Below are 21,470 nucleotides of genomic sequence, written 5' to 3'. Positions count from 1 at the left end.
AGCACAGCAGCGTCAGGACGCGTCGTTGAGGTGGCAGGCGCTCCAGTGCCTTGGAGATATCTCGCGCAACACCGGTCGCTGCTCGCGGCAGCGCGGCATGGCGCGGGGACAGCGGGGATGAAACGCACATCCGGCAGGCGGGGCCAGCGGCGAGGGTAGCTCGCCCTCAATGGGCCGGTACTCGCGCCGCTCGGTGTCCAGCGTCGGCAGTTCGCGCAGCAAGGCCTGGGTGTAGGGATGATTGGCCTGACCAAAAATCGCCTCGGTGCTGGCGAGCTCGACGATGCGCCCCAGATACATGATGGCGACACGATCCGAGATATACGCCACCACCCCCAGATTGTGACTGATGAACAGATACGTCAGCCCGAGATCGCCACGCAGCTGCCCAAAGAGATTGATCACCTGCGCCTGGATGGAGACATCCAGCGCCGCAACGGCCTCATCGCACACGATGACCGTGGGTTGCAGCGCGAGCGCACGCGCAATGCCGATGCGTTGGCGCTGGCCCCCCGAGAACTGATGCGGATAACGCTGTGCATAACTCGGGTCCAGCCCGACTTGATGCATCAGGCCAGCGACATACTCATCGCGCTCGCCCCGCCGGATCAGACCGTGGGCCAGCGGGGCTTCGCCGATGATGTCGGCCACGCGCATGCGCGGGTTCAACGACGCATAGGGATCCTGGAAAATCATCTGCACGGCCAACTCGTAACGCCGGCGTGAAGGCGCGGACAACTGGGCGACATCCTCGCCCTGATAACGGATCTGACCGGCCGAAGGCGGCAGAATCCCCGCCACCAGGCGGCCCAGGGTGGATTTTCCACAGCCTGACTCCCCCACGATGCCGATGACTTCACCTGCGCGGACCTCTAGATCCACGCCGGCCACGGCATGCACCACCTGATCCTTCAAACCCGCGCCAAAACAGTTGGCGATGCGCCCGGCCAGATCGACCTTGCGCTCGAAGCGCATCTCCAAGCCCTGCAGGCACAGCAGCGGGATATCCACAGGCTTATCCATCACGCCCGCCCCGCGTGCCAGCAGCGCACATCATGCCCGGGCCGGATTTCCTGCGCCGGCGGCTCGTGCAGACAGGCGTCAGTCGCACGCGGGCAACGCTGGCGAAATGCGCAACCTGGCGGCAGCATGAGCAAAGACGGCGTCATGCCTGGAATCTGCGCCAGCGGCTGGCCACGCGCCTGCGCAGTCGGGATACAGGCCATCAAACCCTGTGTATAAGGATGCATCGCCTGCCCGATGACATCCTGGCTCGTTCCCGTCTCGACAATACGGCCGGCATACATGACCGCGATGCGGTCGGCCAGGCCGGCCACCACGGCCAGATCATGGGTAATCCAGATCAGCGCGGTGCCCGTCTCGCGGCACAAGCGCCGTACCTCATACAGAATCTGCGCCTGTATGGTCACATCGAGCGCGGTGGTCGGCTCATCGGCAATGATCACGCGCGGCGAATTCAACAAGGCGATGGCGATGGCGACGCGTTGACGCATGCCGCCCGACAGCTCATGGGGATACGCGCGCAGACGTTCGCGAGGCGAGGGAATGCCCACCATCGTCAGCACCTCCAAGGCACGCGCCAAGGCTTGTGTGCGGCTGACATCATGATGCGCCTGTACGGCCTCGATCATTTGCGTGTCCACGCGCAGCACCGGGTTGAGCGTCATCATGGGGTCTTGAAAAATCATCGCCATTTCCTGGCCCCGCAAGGCCCGCCAGCGGCGGGCGTCAGCCTGACGCAGCTCTTCGCCCGCAAGCAAAATGGCCCCGTCCACCACGCGGCCCGGCTCGTCGAGCAGACCCATGAGCGAAAACCCGGTAATGCTCTTGCCTGAACCCGACTCGCCCACCAGCCCGAGGATCTCACCTTGCTGCAGGTACAGATCCACGCCGTCGACAGCCTTGACCACACCGGCGCGGGTGAAGAACTGGGTCTTGAGATTTCTGACCTCGAGCATGGGCGTGGTTTGCATCATGGTCGTCTTCAGGCCTGATTGCGCGGGTTGAGCACATCACGCAGATGGTCGCCCACGAGATTGATGGCGATGATGAGCAGCGCCAGCGCGATGCCCGGAAAGAATGAAATCCAGTATGTCCCGGACAGCAGATATTCAAAACCGTTGGCGATGAGCATACCCAGAGAAGGCTCCGTGACCGGCACGCCCACGCCCAGAAAAGACAGGGTGGCCTCCAGTGCAATGGCATGAGCCAGATCTATCGTCGCGATCACGATCAGCGGCGGCATACAGTTGGGCAGCACATGGCGAAACAGCACACGCGTCCAGCTCAGGGACATGCAGCGCGCGGCTTCCACATAGTCTTTTCCGCGCTCGACCAGCGCGGCGCCGCGCGCGGCGCGCGCGAAATACGCCCATTGCACCACCACCAGCGCAATGATGACCTTATCCACGCCCTTGCCCAGAATCGCCAGCAGAATCAACGCCACGAGAATGGCGGGAAAGGACAACTGAATATCCACCACGCGCATCAGCAAGGCGTCGATGCGCCCGCCGAAGTAGGCGGCGATCAGACCCACCGCCGCGCCGATCACGAAGGCAGCGACCACCGACACCGCGCCTACCAACAGACTGGTGCGCATGCCATAGACAATCGCCGAAAGCATGTCGCGCGCCTGCCCGTCTGTGCCCAACCAATACATCATGCTGCCGTCACCGCTGACGCTACCTGGCGGCAACTTGGAGTCCAGAATATCCAGCCCCCCGATGTCATAGGGATTTTGCGGAACGATCCAGGGCGCCAGAATGGCGGCGCCCACCATGATGATGAGCATGACCAGTCCCAGCAACGCCAGCTTGCTGGCACAGAAGTCGCTCAGAAAGCGCCGCGCCGGCGTCATGGGACGGGTCAGCGCAGGGGCGGGGCTGTTCATCGGCGAGCCTCCAGACGCACGCGTGGATCCAGCACGGTATAGATGATGTCCACAAGCAGATTGAGCATGACCAGAAAGAACACGATGAGCATCAGGTACGCCACCACGACGGGACGGTCCAGCGTGATGATGGAATCAATGAGCAGCTTGCCCATGCCTGGCCAGGAGAACACCGTTTCAGTCACGACGGCGAAAGCCACCACCTGACCCAGCTCCAAGCCGGCCACGGTCACGATGGGAATAAGAATGTTCTTGAGCAGGTGCACGCCCAGTACGCGCCTTTCCGACAGGCCCTTGGCGCGTGCGAACTTGATGTAATCCTGCGGCAGGCTTTCGCGCGTGGCCGCCCGCGTGACGCGCACGATGAGCGCACACTTGGCCAGTGCGATAGTGGCCGCCGGCAGAATAATGGCCATCCAGCCGTTGAGCGTCAGGATGCTCAAGGGAATGCCCGCCACGCTCACGGTGGCGCCGCGGCCGCTGGCTGGCAACCAGCCCAGGCTGACGGCAAACACCATGATGAGCATCAGGCCCACCCAGAAATTGGGCAAGGAAAAGCCCAGCACCGAACCGGTCATGATGGCCCGCGCGCCTAAGGAGCGCGGCCGCAGCCCGGCCAGGATGCCCAGAGGCACGCCGATGACCACCGACAAGGTCATGGCGACGGCAGCCAGTTCCAGCGTGGCTGGCATGCGCTGCAGGATCAACCGCATGGCCGGCTCGCCGGTCAGAAAACTATTGCCGAAGTTACCTTGTACGGCCTGACCGAGAAAAATCAGATATTGCCGCCACAAAGGCTGATCCAGCCCCAAAGCGACACGGATGGCGTTGCGTTGAGCCTCCGTGGCTTCAGGACTGGCCAGCATGGCCACAGGATCACCGACCATGTAGATGCCGGCAAAGACCACGGCCGACATCACCATCATCACAACGATGGTCTGCAGCAGCCTGCGTATGATGGTTGCAAGCATGCAGCCAGCCGCTTAAGGCTTGGGTGTTGCGTTCTGCGCCAAAGTGGTCTGGTCCGGACGCCCCTTGTAGCGCACATCGTCCTTCATGGCCCAGACCGAAAGTTCAAAATGCACCGGCAGCATGGCGTAGTCATCCATGGCCAGATTGCTGGCCTGTTGCAGCAACTCCGCGCGCTTGGCGTCGTCCATCGTGCCGGAAGCCTGCTCGACCAGCTTGTCCATGGCGGGATTGGAATACCGGCTGCGATTGGTCGTGCCCAGACCCGCTTCCGGATTGCGCGTCACCAGCAAAGATGCCAGGGCGTTGGCCATCTCGCCGCTGGTCACCGACCAGCCAGCCAGATAGGCGCTCAGGGCATAACTGTCGCGCGCCTTGAAGAACACCGGGGGCGCCATGGCGTCCACATTGGTTTTGACGCCGATGCGCGTCCACATCGAAGCGATGGCCTGCGCCACCTTGGCGTCATTGACGTAGCGGCCCGAGGGTGCGCCCAGCGTGATTTCAAAACCATTCGGGTAGCCGGCACCCTTGAGCAAAGCCTTGGCTTTCTCCACGTCCGCCTTGGGTGCCTGTGCATGCTCTTTGGACGCGCCGAACATGGGGTAGGGCAGCATATTGCCCGCCGGCTTAGCCACACCGCCCATGACGCGCTCGACGATCGCGTCACGGTTGAGCGCCAGCGACAATGCCTCGCGCACCCGCTTGTCCTTCATCGGATTCTTCTCGGTGCCCTTTACCCCCGGACTGGGTTCGGCAAACTGGTCCAGCGCGACATACACCACGCGCACCGAGGGCGTTTCTTCGACGAAGAGTTTCTTGTTGCTCTTGAGCTTGGGCAAATCATCGGTCGGAGGATCCTCGATCAGATCCACATCGCCGGCCAACAATGCAGCCACGCGCGCCGCCGCATTGGTCATGGGACGATAAACCACCTTGTCCCAGGCAGGCTTGGGCCCCCAATAGTTGTCATTACGCGAAAAAACCAACTCGGCGCCGCGTTTCCACGACTCGAATTTATACGGCCCCGTACCCACCAGGCCATTGCCGCTGTTGAGTTCCGTCGTGGTCTTGCCCTCGGGCGCCGCGCCCGATGCCGCCTTCTTGGACATGATGGGCAATTGCGCCAGATTGACCAGCAGATTGGGGGCGAGTTCCTTGGTCGTGATGCGCACGGTCATCGGATCGAGCGCCTCCGTCTTGGCTACCGCCCCCAAATAGAGCGTAAACGGCGACGGGCTGTTGGGCACCTTGGGAATACGGTCGTAGCTAAACACCACGTCTTCGGCGGTAAACGGGGAACCATCGGAGAACTTCACCCCGGGACGCAACTTGAACGTCCACACCTTGCCGTCCACGGACCACGACTCGGCCAGCGCCGGTTGCGGTTGCAACTTCTCGTCGGTTTCGACCAGAGAATTGAACAGGGTCTGGGAGATCTGGGTATTGGGCGTGAGGGCATGGTATTGCGGATCCATCGAGCTGGGCTCGGTCTTCAGCGCAATGACCAGGTCACGCGCTGACGCCTGGCTACAGAAAGCAAGCAACACTGCCGCCGCGCCACAGCTCAACCTGCGCGAAAATCGAAATGCCATCTGGATCTCCAAGAGTGTTTCGAATTCGGATGCCGCGCATTGAAATTAACCAGCAACGATTGCCCCACGCAACAGTTATATTCCCCTATTGCCCCCTAACGCCGTTTTGATTTCCACTGTCATGAGCAATGCCCTTCCCATCGCCGCCATCGCCACTGCTCCCGGCCGAGGCGGCATCGGCGTGGTGCGCGTCTCCGGCCCCAACCTGCAGCACTACGTGCGTGCGCTGCTGGGCCGCGATCTCACCCCCCGGCACGCACACTACCTGCCCTTTACCGACGCGCAGGGCCAGGCCATCGACGAAGGCATCGCCATTTACTTCCGTGGCCCGAGCTCCTACACCGGCGAAGACGTGCTCGAACTCCAAGGCCACGGCGGACCGGCAGTACTCAAGCGTCTGCTGGCGCGCTGCCTCGAAGCCGGGCGCGATATCGGCCTGCGACTGGCCGAGCCGGGGGAATTCACGCGCCGGGCGTTTTTGAACGACCGTATCGATCTGGCCCAAGCCGAGGCTGTCGCCGATCTCATCGATGCCTCCTCCGAAGCCGCCGCGCGCGGTGCCATGGCCTCCTTGTCGGGCGAGTTTTCGCAACGTGTCACGGCGCTGGCCGAGCGCATCGTGCATCTGCGCATGCTGGTCGAAGCCACGCTGGACTTCCCCGAGGAAGAAATCGACTTCCTCGAAAAATATCATGCCCGTCCCACGCTCGACGGCCTGCGGGCCGACCTGGACACCCTCATCGCCCAGGCGCGGCAAGGCGTCATTCTGCGCGAAGGCTTGCATGTCGTGCTGGCTGGCCAACCCAACGTCGGCAAAAGCAGCCTGCTCAACGCCCTGGCCGGCGACGACATCGCCATCGTCACGCCCATCGCCGGCACGACGCGCGACAAAGTCGTGCAGGAGATCCACATCGAAGGCGTGCCGCTGCATATCGTCGACACGGCCGGCCTGCGCGACACCGATGACACGGTGGAGAGCATCGGCATCGCCCGCAGCTGGAAAGAAATCGAGCGCGCCGATGTCATCCTCCATTTGCAGGATGCCACCGCGCCTGGCGACACGCTGGATGCCGAGATCACTGCGCGCCTGCCGGCACGCACACCGGTTCTCACTGTCTTTAACAAGATAGACCTGCTGCCCGCGCCCCCGCAGCTCGGCGAAAATCAGGCCGGCATCTCCGCCAAACAGGGGTTTGGCCTGGACAAGTTGCGCGCACAACTTCTTCGGCTGGCTGGTTGGAATCCCGGGGCCGAGTCGCCCTGGCTGGCACGTGAACGCCACCTGCACGCCTTGCAGGCCGCGCATGAACATCTCGTCCTGGCCACCGAGCACGCCAGCCAGGACGATCGCGTGCTCGACCTGTTCGCCGAAGAACTCCGCCTGGCGCACGACAGCCTGTCCAGCATCACGGGGCGCTTTACGAGCGACGACTTGCTGGGAGAGATTTTCTCCAACTTCTGCATCGGGAAGTAGGCGCAAGGCAAGTCATGCACGCGTGCAAGACAAAGGTCCGCTGTCAACATGGCATGAGGTCTGGCTCGAGCGAAAAATGCATCCAGGGCCGGATCCGCGCTATCGAAACGTCCTCCAGGCGTTGGCGCAACCGGAACAACCGCTCTCCAAGATGGCGGATGTTCAGGGACGCGATATCGTCGGGGGGTGTCTCGCCAGGCAAGAGAAAGCGGGCGTCTCCGTCATGCGAGACGATGTGCTTGCGTAAGCCTCAAGCCACCATCATCAACCGCTGGCCCCTTTGCAATGCCTGAGTTTGGCCGCAGGCCTCACAGTTCACGCCGGGTCGGCGGGGTCTGTTGCGGCTGACGGCAACGCTTATGATGGCGGTTTCCCAATCGCTACAGGACCGCGCAGCTTGAACGCACCGCACACGCCCCAAGATCCTTTTCTTTTCCTGGAATCGCTGGACAGCCGCAAGGCCGAGCAATGGGTCACCACGCAAAACCAGCGCACCCTTGAGCATCTGGACCAGGATCCCGCTATTGCAGCGTTGACCGAGCGCCTGGTGGCGATCTACGACTCGCCGGATCGCATCGTGACCTGCTCGCGGCATGGGGACTGGGCCTACAACACCTGGACCGACGCCGAGCATCCCCTGGGCCTGGTGCGGCGCGCCCCCTGGCAGGATTGGCTGGCGGGCACCGCCGTCTGGGAAACCGTGCTCGACGTCGATGCGCTGCCGCTGAATCGCGACAGTGCCGACGGCACACGATGGACTCTGGCGGACTTTGATCTGCGTTACCCCGATGGCGAACGCGCACTCGTCGCGCTGGCTCCCGACGGCTCGGACGCCTGCATCATCCGCGAGTTCGACATCGCGACGCGCAGTTTCGTGGCCGATGGGTTTGAGCTCTTGCAACCCGGCCAGCACAGCATGGACTGGATAGACCGCGATACGGTCTATGTCGGGTGGGACGATAGCGCCGACAACGATGATGCCGAGCTTACCGATGCCGGTCACCCGCGCTTGCTGCGCCGCTGGCAGCGCGGCACGCCCCTGGCACAGGCGCCGGTCGTGCTGGAGTGCGGCAGCAGCGACATTTCTGTGCATGCTTGGTACGACTACGAGCTCCAGCGGCATCTCGCCGTGCGCTACCTCAGCATGTGGAGCACGGACTGGCTCTGGCTGGACGAGGCCGCGGGCCAATGGCACCGTTATGACATCCCCGCCGATGCCGAGATCAGCGAATGGCGCGACTGGCTGTTCATCCACCTGCGATCCGAATGGCAGACCCCGGGCGGGCGCTATGCCAGCGGCAGTTTGGTGGCCTTCGAACGCGCGCGCTTTCTGGCTGGGGACCGCCACGCCGAGGTGTTGTTCATGCCGGGCGCGCGGCGCGTGCTGGCCGATCTGGATTTCACGCTGAATTATGTGATTCTCACCGAACGCCATGATTGCGTCACCCGGCTGCGCCGCCTGCAGCCGACGGCAGCCGGGTGGCAGGCCGACATCATCGGCACACCGGAGGGCAGCGCCGTTGCCATGACGTCCATCGACAGCCTGCGCGATGACACCGTGCTGGTGCACGTGGATCACTTTCTCGAACCCACCGCGCTCTACTACGCGCGGGCGGACGATGCCGGTTCCGATGTATGGCAATTGCTGGCCCGTCTGCCGCCGCAGTTCGACACCTCCGGCATGAGCGCGCAGTTGCGCTACGCGACCGCCCCCGACGGCGTGCAAATCCCCTATTGGCTGATCGGCCGCCTATCGACGCAACCCCAACCTTGTCTGCTATATGGCTATGGCGGTTTCGAAGAGGCGTTAGACGAGCCTGCCTACCTCGCCACGGCCGGCGCCAGTTGGCTCGAAGCCGGCGGCTTATACGCCATTGCATGCACTCGCGGCGGCGGCGAGTTCGGCCCCGCCTGGCACCAGGCCGCTTTGCGCGACAAGCGCCAGGTCGCGTTCGACGACTTCATCGCGATTGCCCAGGCGCTCATCGATACCCGCGCCACGACCGCCCGGCAACTGGCCATCAGCGGCGCGAGCAATGGCGGGCTGCTGGTGGCGGCGTGCATGGTGCAACGCCCCGAACTGTTTGCCGCCGTGCTCTGCGGCGTGCCGGTGCTGGACATGCTGCGCTTTCATAAACTGCTGCAAGGCGCGACCTGGATCGACGAGTACGGCGACCCTGAAGATGAGCAGGCGCGCGCCTGGCTGCTGGCCTATTCTCCCTATCACCAGGTCAAGGCAGGGGTGCACTATCCGGCCCTGCTCTTGACCACCTCGACCTCCGATGACCGGGTGCATCCCGGTCACGCGCGCAAAATGGCGGCGAAGATGCAGGCCCAAGGCCACGACAGGGTCTGGTATCTCGAACGGCGGGAAGGCGGCCACGGCGCGGGTGTCGAAGCACGCAGCATTGCGCATGCCGAAGCTCTCGAGAGCCGCTTTCTGTGGCGCGCCGTCACCCAGTAAATGCGCCCCTAGGCCGGGCCTACGCGGCGCTGCCGTAGATCTGCTGGCACACGTCGCGCAAGGCCTGGGCGAACAAGCCATCGACTTCGCGCGCCTGCCCATCTTTGCGCGTAAAGAGTGCGATGGGCGGCAGTGCCCAAGCAAAACTGAAGGGCACGATGGCCACGCCGGCGATCCGCACCAGCTCGTCGGCAATATCCGCCGGCAAGGCCGACACCGCGCGCTCACTGGCGGCCACCATCTCGCCGATGAGTTTGGATGAATTGGTTTCCACGACGGGTTTGGGCGGAGCCAGGCCTTCGGCCAGAAACCGGGCGGCCACTTGCTCACGCATCGGCGTTTGGGCCGTGCCGAGTATCCAGTCCAATCCGGCGAGATCCTCCCACCCCACACGGCCACGCGCCAATCTAGCCGCCAGACGGCGGCTGGCCACCAGACGGGGCCTCTGCCGATACAGCACCTCGAACTGCAGCATGTCGCGCATGGGCCGCACCGCCGCCCGGGCGATCACCGCATCCAAGACATGCTCCTGCAGCAAACCGAGCAACACATCGCTGGTGGCCTCATGCACAGTGACGGTAAAGCGTCTGCCGTCCGGCAAGGTTCGGGCAATCGCGGAGGAAATCAATTGCCCGGACACAAAGGGAATGACTCCCAGATTGACATGCGCCGCATGGCCGCTGGCGGCTGCTTCCATGTCACGCGCCAGATGGTCCAGATCCTGCAACATCGCCTGCGCACGCGCCAGGGCAATATCGCCCAGGGCGGTCGGCTCCATGCCGCGCGCCGAGCGGATGAACAGGGGCGCGCCGAACATGGATTCGATCTCGGCCAGGGCACTGGTGACGGCCGGCTGGCTGGTGGCCATGTGCTGGGCAACTTTGGTCAAGGAGCCATGCTGCCGGATGAGCAGCAACAGGCGCAGATGACGCATTTTCAGCCGGCTGGCCAGGCGGTGCAGTATCTCGGCGGCATTGAGCGGCATTATCCAGCCCCGTTTTCAATAGGAATACTCAGCCCAAACTATAAGCTATTACTTATAACCTGATAAAAACCCCAAATTACAAGCTTATGGGCGGCCTTTAGACTTGCGTAAATGCTGAGCAGCATCGACCCGATGCCGGCACGTTACAAGCGAGACACTCATGCCCCAACATCCCAACGACCGCCAGGCAGCGCTGGACTATCACGAGTTTCCCACCCCGGGCAAAATCGCCATCACCGCCTCCAAGCCGCTGGTGACGCAACGCGATCTGGGGCTGGCTTACACGCCCGGCGTGGCGGCAGCCTGTGAAGAAATCGTCGATGACCCCCTGAACGCCTTTCGCTATACCGCGCGCGGCAATCTGGTGGGAGTGATCTCCAACGGCACCGCCGTGCTGGGGCTGGGCAATATCGGCGCGCTGGCCTCCAAGCCCGTGATGGAAGGCAAGGCCGTGCTGTTCAAGAAGTTCGCCGGCCTGGACGTGTTCGACATCGAGATCAATGAAACCGATCCGGACAAGCTGGTCGAGATCATCGCCGGCCTGGAGCCCACGTTCGGCGGCATCAACCTCGAGGACATTAAAGCGCCCGAGTGCTTCACCGTCGAGCGCAAGCTGCGCGAGCGCATGAAGATCCCGGTGTTCCATGATGATCAGCACGGCACCGCCATCACCGTGAGCGCGGCCTTCATCAACGGCCTGAAGGTCGTGGGCAAGGACATCACCAAGGTCAAAGTGGTTGCTTCGGGCGCAGGCGCCGCCGCGCTGGCCTGCCTGAGCTTGATGGTGGATCTGGGTCTGCCGCTGGAAAACGTCTGGGTCACCGACATCGAGGGCGTGGTCTACGAAGGCCGCACCACCTTGATGGATCCGGACAAGGCGCGTTTTGCGCAGAAAACCGAGGCGCGCAAGCTGGCTGACGTCATCACCGACGCCGATGTCTTCCTGGGGCTGTCGGCCGGCGGTGTGCTCAAGCCCGAAATGGTGGCCGCCATGGCCGCGCGTCCGCTCATCCTGGCGCTGGCCAATCCCACGCCCGAGATCCTGCCGGAAGCCGCGCACGCCGTGCGCGACGACATCGTGATGGCCACCGGCCGCTCGGATTACCCCAATCAGGTCAATAACGTGCTGTGCTTCCCCTACATTTTCCGGGGGGCGCTGGACGTGGGCGCGACCACCATCACGCCGGCCATGGAGCGTGCCGCGGTCTACGCTATCGCGGGCCTGGCCCAAGAAGAAGCCAATGATGTCGTGGCTGCGGCCTATGGCACGTACGATCTGTCCTTCGGGCCCGAATACATCATCCCCAAACCCTTCGATCCGCGGCTGATTGCACGCATCGCGCCGGCCGTGGCCCGCGCCGCCATGGACGATGGCGTGGCCACGCGGCCCATCGCCGATCTCGACGCCTATGTCGAGCAATTGCAGCAATTCGTCTACCACTCGGGCGCCTTCATGAAACCCCTGTTCGCCATCGCGAAACAGGTGGTGCGTGATCAAGGCCGGGCGCGCATCGTGTTTACCGAAGGTGAAGACGAACGCGTGCTGCGCGCCGTGCAAGTCATCGTCGATGAAAAACTCGCCAAGCCCATCCTGGTTGGCCGTCCGTCGGTGCTGATGTCGCGCATCGAGAAATTCGGCCTGCGCCTGCGCCTGGGCGAAGATGTTGAAGTCACCAACCCAGAGTACGACGAGCGTTTCCACCAGTACTGGACGACCTACTGGGAACTGATGAACCGCCGCGGCATCACCAAGGAAATGGCGCGGGTGGAAATGCGCCGCCGCATGACATTGATCGGCGCCATGATGGTGCGTCTGGGCGACGCCGACGGCATGGTCTGCGGAGCGGTGGGCGCCTACCACGATCATTTGCGCTTCATCGATGAAGTGCTGGGCATGCGACCGGGCGCCCAGACCTATGCCGCCATGAATATTCTGCTGTTGGATCAACGCACGGTAGCGCTGGTCGACACGCACGTGAACGAGAACCCCAGCGCCGAACAGATCGCGGAGTTCACCATCGCGGCGGCCGAAGAAATGAAGCGTTTGAATCTGGCGCCCAAGATCGCTTTGCTCTCGCGCTCCAACTTCGGCTCGGGCAGCTCGGCCTCAGGCAGCAAAATGCGCGAAGCGCTCGATCTCGTGCGCGCGCAAGCTCCGGATCTGGAAGTCGATGGCGAAATGCATGGCGATTGCGCGCTGGACGAAGCTCTGCGCCTGCGCATCCTGCCCTCGTCCACGCTCAAGGGATCGGCCAATCTGCTCGTCTGCCCCAATGTGGATTCGGGCAACATCGCCTACAACCTGCTCAAGACGGCAGCCGGGGGCAATGTGGCCGTGGGGCCCTTCCTGCTGGGCGCCAATGCACCGGTCAATATTCTGACTTCCAGCGCTACCGTGCGCCGCATCGTCAACATGGCCGCGCTGACTGTTATCGACGCCAACCGGCCCGCCTGAACCCCAGTACTTTCGCAAGCAACCGCCGTCGCCAGACGGCGGTTTTTTTTCGCCTGAATCTGCCGCCCCTAAGCAAAAAACAAACTTGGCGCGGCTTTTTTGGTGATCATTTTTTGATCACCACGCCCCCGGTAAGCGCTTGGCGCGCCGGCGGGCGGGCGGCTCGCCAGCCGTTGTTTTCATCGCTCCTGGGCCCGATTTGGCCGCTTCACGAGGGCGTTTTTGCCGGCCTGCGCAAGGCACTTTTCCCCTGCCTTCAGGTCCGAAAAAGAGGCGGTTGCCAGAAACCGACCTGTGGATAACTACTGGGTGGCGCAGTTGTGCACATTCTGTGCGCCCAAGTTGAACAACCTGCTCTTTTGGCATCAGGGCAAAAACTTGTTCAACTTGGGCTTTCTTGCCAAACAGAGTTCTTGCACAGCCTAAAATTCGCTCAAGCTGTTGAAAAAGATACGGTTTTGAGCGTTAAGGTAGTTATCCACAGCCCTTATTAATCATTAATCTTTTTATAAAGAAAAAAAAAGGAAAAGCCAAAACATGCTTTCCCACCGCCACCACCCCACGGGGTCCCCGCGATGCGCATCCTTTTGATAGAAGATGAAGCCGACCTGGCTCACTGGTTGTCCCGCAGCCTTGCCCGCCATGCGGGCTTCGTGGTGGACTGGGCCGACAATGGCCTGCTTGCCGAACGCCGACTGGCGCTCGAAGAATTCGATGCCGTCATCCTCGATCTCGGTCTGCCGGGCATGGATGGGCACACTTTGCTCACCAAAATGCGGTCTCGTGACGACCGCACACCGGTTCTCGTGCTCACGGCAAGAGATTCACTGGCTGAAAGAGTGGGTACGCTGCACGAAGGCGCGGATGATTTTTTGCCCAAACCTTTCGTACTGGAAGAACTGGAAGCCCGGCTGACAGCACTCATCCGGCGCAGCCGCGGACGCGACCACCCGCGCTTGTCATTGGGCAACCTGGTTCTGGATACTTCCGCGCAACGATTTACGGTCAGTGGACAGAACCTGCACTTATCCCCAAAGGAATACGCGGTGCTGCGCGTACTCATCCAGCGCAGCGGCGAACCTATTAACAAGCAGCAAATCCTGGATCGCATCCAGGGAGAAGACAGTGATGTCAACCTGGAAGCCATCGAAGTCCTGGTCCACCGGCTGCGAAAAAAACTCGCCGGCACTGGTGTACAAATCGTGACGATGCGGGGAATGGGCTACAGCCTGGAGGTGGCTGTTGAAAACTCGTGATACGCCGGTGGCGCGCACTTTGCGCGCCACTTTGCTGCTGTGGTTGATCCCGGCTCTGGTGACTATCCTGGTCGCAGGCCTGTGGCTGTCGAACCAGCAACTGCGCGAACAGGTCGATATTGCCTACGATCGCGCACTTGCCGGCGCACTGCGTTCCATCGACCACAACATATCCACAGCCAGCGGTGGATTAAGTCTGGAGCTGCCGTACCTCATGCTGGAATTCTTCGAGCTCACGGCCAATGGCAACGTGTATTACCGGGTAGCGACCGAGGACGGGCTGGCCGAAATCGGCAATCCCGGCCTGCCGCTGCCCGAGCGCCGGCTGCAATCCGGCAAACCCGAATTTTTCTATGCCACCTATGACGGCCAGCCGTTGCGCGTGGCTGCGCTGGCTCGGCCCATGGATCCCCCCCTGTATGCGGATAAGGGGGGGCGGGTGATCATCCAGGTCGCCGAAGGGCTGGAAACCCGCGAGGACTTCCTTAATCGGGCGCTGTTGCGTTCCGTGGAGCGGGACGTCGTCATGCTGCTCATCAGTGTTTTGGCGGTCATATGGAGCGTTCTGATGGCTCTCAGACCCCTTGAGCGGCTCAGGGATGAAGTGGCCAGCCGTTCTGCGGACGATTTAAGCCCCATCAGCGCGTCCGATGTTCCGGGTGAGGTCCTCCCCCTCCTGGAGGCAATTAATCTCCATACGGGCCGTTTTGAGGCTCAGGCGAGGGTGCAGCGGCAGTTTCTCGATGACGCCTCGCATCAATTGCGCACGCCGCTGTCCGTTTTGCGCACCCAGACGTCCTATGCCTTGCGCGAAACCGATCCCCACGAGATCCATACCGCCTTATTGGCCATGCGGGAAGGCCTGGACAGGGCCGTACGCACCACCAACCAGATGCTGACCCTGGCCCGCGCCAAGGACGCCCCCTGGAGCGAAGGGGGGCTGCCGCTGGAAAACGTCGATCTGGCCGCCTTGGCCGACAGTGTCGGCAGGTCACTGCTGCCGGCCATCCGCCAGAAGCAAATCGATTTCGGCCTCGAACGGCCGGCCAAACCAGTCTGCATCCAGGCAGTGGAAGGCCTGTTGCGCGAGGCGCTGTCCAATCTGCTGGACAACGCCTTGCGTTACAGCCCGGCCGGCAGCGAAGTCACCGTGCAGATCGGCGGGGATGATGACCATGCCTGGATATGCGTGGAAGACGCCGGTCCGGGCATGTCGGCCGAGGATATCGAGCACGCCAGCGTGCGGTTTCGCCGGGGGACGGCGGGCAAGAACAAACCGGGTGCCGGGCTGGGCCTGGCCATCGTGGGCACCATCGTCGGTATCCACGGCGGCACGCTCAAGCTGGAGAATCGCCAGCCTGGTCCGGGCTTGCGCGCAACACTGGTGTTTACCCTAGGTTTCCCGCGGGATGCTGCGTTGCGTCAGAAAAACTGGCCGATTTGAAAGGAAACGGAAAGGGTAGATTTTGTACGGTGCGGTACCTGCCGGCGCGATCCCGCGTGCCGGGCAAGAATCCAAACAACAACGGAGACCGCATCTCATGCAGATTCTGCAAAAAATCCGTATTGGCGCCATGGCCGCGCTGGGAATGGTGAGCTTGGGCGCCAGCCTGAGTGCTCAGGCCGAAGGCGAACCCCGCCGCCCTGAATGTATCGCTCCGGCCCAGCCGGGCGGGGGGTTTGACCTGACCTGCCGCCTGGCCACAGAAGGCCTGAAGCAAAGCGGCGCGCTCAAGACACCGATGCGCATCGTCTATATGCCCGGCGGCATTGGTGCGGTGGCCTACAACAACATCGTGGCTCAGCATCCCAAGGAGCCGGGCACCATCGTGGCTTTCTCCGGCGGTTCGCTGCTCAATCTGGCCCAGGGCAAATTCGGCAAGTACAACGTCAACGACGTGCGCTGGCTGGCCGGTATCGGTACCGACTACGGCGTGGCCGTGGTGCGCAATGACTCGCCCTACAAAGATCTGAAGAGCCTGATGGAGGCCTTCAAGCAGGATCCGACCAAGATCGTGTTGGGCGCGGGCGGCACGGTGGGTAGCCAGGATTGGATGAAGGCCGCACTGACCGCCAAGGCCGCCGACGTGGACTTCCGCAAAATGCGCTTCGTGGCTTTCGAAGGCGGTGGCGAAGCCGTGACGGCGCTGCGCGGCGGTCACATCCAGGCCTATATGGGCGATGCTGCCGAAGCCTTCACGATGCTCGAAGGCGGCGCTCCGATTCGCGTTCTGGCGGTCTTCAATACCGATCGTCTGCCCGGCAAGCTGGCCGACATCCCGACGGCCAAGGAACAGGGTTACGACATCGTATGGCCCATTATTCGCGGCTTCTATGTCGGTCCCAAGGTCTCGGATGAAGACTACCAATTCTGGGTCAACGCCTTCAACAAGACCATGGCTTCGCCCGAGTTTGCCAAGCTGCGCGAGCAGCAAGGCCTCTTTCCCTTCTCCAAGACGGGACCGGAGCTCGACGCCTACGTCAAGGAACAGGTCAAGCAATACACCGAACTGGCCAACTCCTTCGGTTTGATCAAGAAGTAATTCCCCGGCGCGCCCGCGGCATTGGCCGCCGGCGCGCGCAGTAATTCTCATCGCTTGGATCCCTGATCATGAATGATCGTTTGCTGGGCATTATTGCCCTGGTCCTGGCCGCCTTTATGACCTGGGCAGGCTGGGACATCGAGGCGCCTTTCGCCTACGAACCCGTCGGCCCGCGGGCTTTCCCGCTGCTCATCGCCTTGGTCATCGGCTTGTGCGGACTCAGACTGGCTATCAAAGGGGGCAACCCGGTCCATCCCAATCCCCCGGGAGCCAATGGCCGCATCGTACTGATGCTGCTGTTTGCCGCCGCCTACGCCTTTTTGTTCGAGTGGTTGGGCTTTGTCATTGCCACGGCCATCATGACCGTGGCGGTCGGGCGTCTGTTCGGCGGTTCCTGGATCAAGACGGCCATCGGCGGCCTGGTGATGGGGCTGCTGTTCTTTCTGTTGTTTGACAAGGTCCTGGACGTGGTGTTGCCGGGCGGTGTGCTGGAGGGCCTGATATGAACGGCATTCTCGATCATTTGTCTTTGGGGTTTGGCGTCGCGTTCTCGATGACCAACGTGCTGGTGGCTGCCTTGGGTTCCTTCTTCGGAACCATGGTGGGTGTCTTGCCAGGCTTGGGCCCGATCAACGGCGTGGCCATGCTCATCCCCATTGCCTTCGCCATGAATCTGCCGCCGGAGACCGCGCTCATTCTGTTGGCGTCGGTGTATGTGGGCGCTGAATATGGCGGCCGCATCACTTCCATTCTGTTGAATGTGCCCGGCGAAGCCAGCGCCATCATGACGACGCTCGACGGCTATCCCCTGGCTCGGCAGGGGCTGGCCAACGTGGCCCTGTCGCTGTCGGCATGGTCGGCTTTCTTTGGCTCTATCGTTTCGGTGACGGGCATCATTCTGCTGGCTCCTACGCTGGCAAAATGGGCGCTTGCCTTCGGCCCGGCGGAATACTTCGTGTTGATGGTCTTTGCCTTTTGCTGTCTGACCAGCTTGTTGGGTAAACAGCCCGTCAAGGGTGTGCTGGCCGCCATGATCGGTCTGGGCATTTCCGTCATTGGTGTGGACTCGAACTCAGGCGTGTATCGCTACACCTTCGACTCGGTGCATCTGGCCGACGGTATCGACTTTGTGGTGGTGGTCATTGCCTTGTTTGCCGTGGCCGAAATGCTCGAAATGCTCGAGAAAGTCGTCGGCGGCGAAAGCGTCGAAGTCAAACCAAGCGGGCGCAAGCTTTTCAACATGAAAGAGCTTGCCTTCACCTGGTGGAGCGTGGTGCGCAGCGCACTGGTGGGGTTTGGAGTGGGCGTGCTGCCTGGCGCCGGCGCAAGCGTTGCTGCCGCAGTGGCCTACTCCCAAGAAAAGCGCATCATCGAAAACAAAGATCCCAATGCCAAGTTCGGCAAGGGTGACATGCGCGGATTGGTGGCGCCCGAAGCGGCGGCCACGGCTTCGGCTGTCGGATCTTTCGTGCCCATGCTGACCCTGGGCGTGCCGGGTTCTGGCACGACGGCAGTCATGATGGGCGCACTGACGCTCTACAACATCACGCCGGGTCCGGCGCTGTTTGAAACCAAGCCCGAACTGGTCTGGGGTTTGATCGCGTCGCTGTTCATCGCCAACGTCTTGCTGTTCGTGATGAACGTGCCCTTGGTGCGCATCTTCTCCAAGGTACTTTCCGTGCCGGCCTGGATGATGGTGCCGGGGATTCTGTGCATCAGCTATATCGGCGTATATGCCATCAATGCCGGCAGCTTCGATCTCATGATGGTGGTGGTGATCGGTGCCATCGGCTATTTTCTGCGTAAGTTCGAAGTGCCCATGGCGCCACTGGTGTTGGGCGTCGTGCTGGGCGACATGATGGAGCAGAACCTGCGCCGTGCCTTGTCCATCACCAATGGGGATGTGCGCGTGTTGTTCGACAGCTCGGTGTCGGTGGGGCTGTGGATTGCCGCTGTGGCGGTGGTGGTCGTGCCGCAAGCCATGCGTTATCTGCGCCGCAAGCGGCGTGCGGCGGCCTGACGGCGCGAACCCGCCAGATGAAAAAACGGCGTATCTCACGATACGCCGTTTTTTTCTGTGGGCTCCTTATACCTTGGCCAGACGCTCGAGAGCGGCATCCAGGGTGGCGTCTTTCTTGGCGAAGCAAAAGCGCACCAGGCTGTGGTTGGAGGCTTGCGCGTCGGGGTCGCGGTAGAAGGCCGATACCGGGATGACGGTCACGCCGTGATCGATCGTCAGGCTGCGTGCGAACTCGGCTTCGTTCTGGCCTGAGATGTCGCTGTAATCGGCCAGCATGAAGAACGTACCGGGGCTGGGCAGGACGCGAAAGCGCGTGCCGGCCAGCCCATCGGCCAGGCGCTTGCGTTTGGCTTCGTAGAAAGCCGGCAGCTCCAGATAGGGTTTGGGATCCGCCATGAACGCAGCCAGCGCGAACTGCATGGGTGAGGACACGGTGAACACCATGAACTGATGCACTTTGCGCAGCTCCGCGCTGAGTTGACGCGGCGCGCAGCAATAACCGATCTTCCAACCCGTCGTGTGGTAAGTCTTGCCGAAAGACGAGATCACAAACGCATGCTCTGCCAGCAACGGCCGGCGCGCGATGCTGGCGTGCGCCTTGCCATCGAACACGATGTGTTCATAGACCTCATCGGCCAGCAGCAGAATGCCCGTGTCGCGCACAATGGTTTCCAGCGCGTCCAGATCGCTGTCGTCGAGGATGGCGCCGGTGGGGTTGTGCGGAAAGTTGAGCATCAACAGGCGGCTGCGCGGTGTGATGGCGTCACGCACGCGCTGCCAATCGATGCGGTAGTGCGGGTCTTCCGTCGTGGGGGCGCGCATGGGCACTGGTACGGCGGTGGCACCGGCCAGGCGGATGGCGGGCAGGTAGGAGTCGTAGCAAGGTTCGATGACGATGACCTCGTCGCCGCTGCCCACTGCAGCCAGCACCGTGGCCATGAGTGCTTCCGTCGCGCCGCTGGTGACGGTGACTTCGGTTTCCGGGTCATAGCGATGCCCGTAGAGCGTAGCCACTTTGTCCGCGATGGCTGCGCGCAGCGGCGCGACACCCGGCATATAGGGGTACTGGTTGTGCCCGTCGGCCATCGCCTTGGTAACCAGCCCGAGCAGCTTGGGATCGGGATCGAAGTCCGGGAACCCCTGGCCCAGGTTGATGGCCTGATGATCGATGGCCAGGCGGCTCATGATGGTGAAAATAGTGGTCCCGACATCGGGCAGTTTGGAGCGGATCATGGCTTGTGAAAGGGTAGGGGGCGTGGATGGGCAGCTGGTGTTGGGCATAAGTATCCCAAAAACGGTAAAGCCCATGTGGGCATGAGCTTATGACTGGCCCGGCTGGTTCAAAATGCGTGGCAAGGTATGGCGTGCAGAGGGTTTCGCTTGTGAGACAAGTGAAAAAAAGCCACATACGGGTAAACAACAATATGTACGCGCAAGATGGGATGAGTATGCTGGCCCTGCAGTTGATTCAAGCAGTGCGCAAGCCCGGTTAAAGCCATTGGCGGCAAGCGGCAAACGAAGCGTCCAGCGGTGACCGTTGTACGATGAGTTGGTGTCAGCGTCCTTGATTCATTTGCAATTCGTGTTTTTTTTCAGGACGCTATAAAAATGGCTCAGAAGGGCAAAGTTAAGTGGTTCAACGCCGACAAGGGTTACGGCTTCATTACCCCGGACGCCGGTGGTACTGAAGTGTTCGCGCACTTCTCCGCGATTCAAGGCCGGGGCTACCGCAGCCTCAACGAAGGCCAGGAAGTCGAATTCGAAGTCAAGGATGGCCCGAAGGGGCCTCAAGCGGCCGAAATTCGCCCGCTCTAAACCGGGAAATCTCTTTCCCGTTGCCAGGCTCAACCCCTGGCGCAACGCCCCAAGACCTCAAAGTCTGGGGCGTTGTCGTTTGCGGACGGTTAGTTAGTGCTCACTAACATAACTGGATCTCCTCCCGTTCGAATTCTCGTTTGTGCCTTGATTTCGCTTTGTTCCGGGCTGTTCCGGAGGCTGCGCAGCCTCTGGATAACTTTGTGGATAAAAATTCCGGGACAGCGTTTTCAGGGCAGTCCGACGCTCCCGTTCGGCCGGGTGAAACCCAAGTTCTGCACAAAATCTGGCGGACGATTTCCACATAGTTTTACCCAGGCGAGATAGGCCGCTTTTGCTGAGCAATGCTTGCGCTAACACGGCGAGTGCGCAAAAAAACCGTGATTAATCACGGAATTAGCTGCAATGTCTGGGCAGGATGTTTTTCAGTTCGGGGATAACTTCCTAAGTAGGGCAGCTCGCCAGACCGAGTTTTCCACCGCATTGAACGGCCTATTCTTCACAAAGATATCCCCATTTTCTGTGCTGGGTCGTCGGGGCTTGTCACGGCTGTTGATAGATCGAGCTTGTGGATAGTGTTGGGGATTAATCCAGTGCCCCCGACCAAGCTGCATGCAATATGTCATCTTTCCTGCACGGCAGGACTTATCAACAGAGTTGCTCACTTTCGGTTTCGGTGAATAATCCTGTGGACAAAACACCCTGGCTATCGCTGCGATAGTTTTGCCAGCCTCTTACGTCAAGGCTCTCGTCAGGGTCTGGACGGAACTTCTTCCCTGTGTGTCGGTCCAATGTGTCTACACTGAACGTCCGCGCCTACGGCTCACACTTAGGCCTCATCCACTGGACGTTCGCGAATGCGTTGCCCGCAAATGTCTTGGTACACCATTTTGATGTTTCACGTGAAACATCATCGGTTGATCGCGTCGCTTGCCCTATGTTCCACGTGGAACATAGATGCAGTCAGCATGCGGCATATGTTC

General features: G+C 61.6%; 16 protein-coding genes. 9 read left to right on the top strand and 7 right to left on the bottom strand.

Features of this window, described 5'->3' with window-relative positions; translation table 11 throughout:
• Nucleotides 1-12 precede the first annotated feature (12 nt).
• The 5 genes from CAL22_RS00285 to CAL22_RS00265 are packed head-to-tail and all read right to left on the bottom strand — an operon-like array spanning nt 13 to nt 5,475.
• Entirely contained in the window at nt 13-1,023 is a 1,011-nt protein-coding gene (locus CAL22_RS00285; RefSeq protein ID WP_094809364.1) for an ABC transporter ATP-binding protein, read from the bottom strand.
• Nucleotides 1,023-1,994 carry an ABC transporter ATP-binding protein gene (locus tag CAL22_RS00280; protein WP_094810995.1) on the bottom strand — a complete coding sequence of 324 codons (972 nt, stop codon included), beginning with the start codon at nt 1,992-1,994 and terminating at the stop codon, nt 1,023-1,025. The genes CAL22_RS00285 and CAL22_RS00280 overlap by 1 nt, the downstream gene beginning before the upstream one ends.
• An 11-nt stretch (nt 1,995-2,005) precedes the next feature.
• Nucleotides 2,006-2,911, bottom strand: coding sequence for an ABC transporter permease (locus tag CAL22_RS00275; protein ID WP_094809362.1), 906 nt, complete (start codon nt 2,909-2,911; stop codon nt 2,006-2,008).
• Nucleotides 2,908-3,882 (bottom strand): ABC transporter permease, encoded by a 975-nt coding sequence (locus CAL22_RS00270; RefSeq protein WP_094809360.1) that lies wholly within the window; start codon nt 3,880-3,882, stop codon nt 2,908-2,910. Before CAL22_RS00270 ends, CAL22_RS00275 begins: the two co-directional genes overlap by 4 nt.
• A 12-nt stretch (nt 3,883-3,894) precedes the next feature.
• The gene (locus CAL22_RS00265; RefSeq protein WP_094809358.1) at nt 3,895-5,475 is read right to left on the bottom strand and encodes an ABC transporter substrate-binding protein; all 1,581 of its coding nucleotides are present in this window, start codon (nt 5,473-5,475) and stop codon (nt 3,895-3,897) included.
• Between the two features lie 121 nt (nt 5,476-5,596).
• On the opposite strand from CAL22_RS00265, the gene mnmE reads away from it, so the two are divergent.
• A complete protein-coding gene (mnmE, locus tag CAL22_RS00260) occupies nt 5,597-6,949 on the top strand; it encodes a tRNA uridine-5-carboxymethylaminomethyl(34) synthesis GTPase MnmE (RefSeq protein WP_094809356.1) in 1,353 nt (450 codons plus the stop codon).
• 397 nt (nt 6,950-7,346) lie between these two features.
• A complete protein-coding gene (locus tag CAL22_RS00255) occupies nt 7,347-9,413 on the top strand; it encodes a prolyl oligopeptidase family serine peptidase (RefSeq protein ID WP_208621832.1) in 2,067 nt (688 codons plus the stop codon).
• A 19-nt stretch (nt 9,414-9,432) separates the two neighbouring features.
• Here CAL22_RS00255 and CAL22_RS00250 read toward each other — a convergent pair whose 3' ends face one another.
• On the bottom strand, nt 9,433-10,398 hold the full coding sequence (locus tag CAL22_RS00250; RefSeq protein WP_094809352.1) for a LysR family transcriptional regulator: 966 nt from the start codon (nt 10,396-10,398) through the stop codon (nt 9,433-9,435).
• A 160-nt stretch (nt 10,399-10,558) separates the two neighbouring features.
• Between CAL22_RS00250 and CAL22_RS00245 the strand changes: the two genes are divergently transcribed.
• The 6 genes from CAL22_RS00245 to CAL22_RS00220 all read left to right on the top strand — a co-directional run bounded on the left by CAL22_RS00245 (nt 10,559) and on the right by CAL22_RS00220 (nt 18,672).
• Nucleotides 10,559-12,853, top strand: a complete 2,295-nt coding sequence (locus tag CAL22_RS00245; protein WP_094809350.1) for an NADP-dependent malic enzyme — start codon at nt 10,559-10,561, stop codon at nt 12,851-12,853.
• Nucleotides 12,854-13,428: 575 nt separating this feature from the next.
• The gene (locus CAL22_RS00240; RefSeq protein ID WP_094809348.1) at nt 13,429-14,109 is read left to right on the top strand and encodes a response regulator; all 681 of its coding nucleotides are present in this window, start codon (nt 13,429-13,431) and stop codon (nt 14,107-14,109) included.
• Between the two features lie 7 nt (nt 14,110-14,116).
• Nucleotides 14,117-15,553: a sensor histidine kinase gene (locus CAL22_RS00235; RefSeq protein ID WP_094809346.1), complete on the top strand. Its 1,437-nt coding sequence runs from the start codon at nt 14,117-14,119 to the stop codon at nt 15,551-15,553.
• 97 nt (nt 15,554-15,650) lie between these two features.
• On the top strand, nt 15,651-16,652 hold the full coding sequence (locus tag CAL22_RS00230) for a Bug family tripartite tricarboxylate transporter substrate binding protein (RefSeq protein WP_094809344.1): 1,002 nt from the start codon (nt 15,651-15,653) through the stop codon (nt 16,650-16,652).
• A gap of 68 nt (nt 16,653-16,720) precedes the next feature.
• Nucleotides 16,721-17,158 carry a tripartite tricarboxylate transporter TctB family protein gene (locus CAL22_RS00225; RefSeq protein ID WP_094809342.1) on the top strand — a complete coding sequence of 146 codons (438 nt, stop codon included), beginning with the start codon at nt 16,721-16,723 and terminating at the stop codon, nt 17,156-17,158.
• Nucleotides 17,155-18,672, top strand: a complete 1,518-nt coding sequence (locus CAL22_RS00220) for a tripartite tricarboxylate transporter permease (RefSeq protein ID WP_094809340.1) — start codon at nt 17,155-17,157, stop codon at nt 18,670-18,672. The genes CAL22_RS00225 and CAL22_RS00220 overlap by 4 nt, the downstream gene beginning before the upstream one ends.
• A 66-nt stretch (nt 18,673-18,738) precedes the next feature.
• On the opposite strand, the gene CAL22_RS00215 is transcribed toward CAL22_RS00220, so the two are convergent.
• On the bottom strand, nt 18,739-19,905 hold the full coding sequence (locus tag CAL22_RS00215) for a pyridoxal phosphate-dependent aminotransferase (protein ID WP_094809338.1): 1,167 nt from the start codon (nt 19,903-19,905) through the stop codon (nt 18,739-18,741).
• 375 nt (nt 19,906-20,280) lie between these two features.
• On the opposite strand from CAL22_RS00215, the gene CAL22_RS00210 reads away from it, so the two are divergent.
• Nucleotides 20,281-20,487 (top strand): cold-shock protein, encoded by a 207-nt coding sequence (locus CAL22_RS00210; protein WP_094809336.1) that lies wholly within the window; start codon nt 20,281-20,283, stop codon nt 20,485-20,487.
• Nucleotides 20,488-21,470 lie beyond the last annotated feature (983 nt).

The sequence above is a fragment of the Bordetella genomosp. 12 genome (assembly GCF_002261355.1).
GTDB lineage: Bacteria > Pseudomonadota > Gammaproteobacteria > Burkholderiales > Burkholderiaceae_B > Bordetella.
The sequence above is the reverse complement of the archived record's forward strand: the minus strand, read 5'-3'. Positions and strand labels throughout refer to the sequence as shown.